Below are 511 nucleotides of genomic sequence, written 5' to 3'. Positions count from 1 at the left end.
AATTTCGTCATTAATAAAGGAGACAGACTATTTATAAAAGGAGAAAATGGCGCAGGTAAATCTACATTAATAAAAATTCTTTTAGGCTTATATGACCCAGTAGAAGGGGAAATCTTTATTAATAATAAAAAATATTCTACAATAGATAAGCGAAGTATAAGAAAAAAAATAGGGGTTGTATCCCAAAGTATATTTTTATTTAAAGGAAGTGTTCTAGATAATATATTATATGGGAATACTGATAAAAAGGAAGATATAATTGATTTAATTAAAGAATATAACTTAGAAAAATACATAAACAGTTTTGATAATGGTTTAGAAACAGAAATCAGTCAAAATGGTATAGGAATATCAGGTGGTCAAACTCAGATTATTGCGTTTTTAAGAGCTATAATAACTTATAAAGATATTATTATATTAGATGAAGCTACATCAAACTTAGATTCAGAAATTAGGGAAGTAGTGATTGAAATACTCAGGGAGAAAAATATTGCTAGTATGATAATTATTA

The 511-nt window shown here is 25.6% G+C and carries 1 protein-coding gene; it reads left to right on the top strand.

Features of this window, described 5'->3' with window-relative positions:
• On the top strand, positions 1-511 hold a 511-nt coding region (locus AZI32_RS17720; RefSeq protein WP_157451006.1), incomplete at both ends, for an ATP-binding cassette domain-containing protein.

It is taken from the genome of Clostridium sp. ATCC 25772 (assembly GCF_001573875.1).
GTDB lineage: Bacteria > Bacillota > Clostridia > Clostridiales > Clostridiaceae > Clostridium_J > Clostridium_J senegalense.
This window is presented reverse-complemented; position numbering and strand designations above follow the sequence as displayed.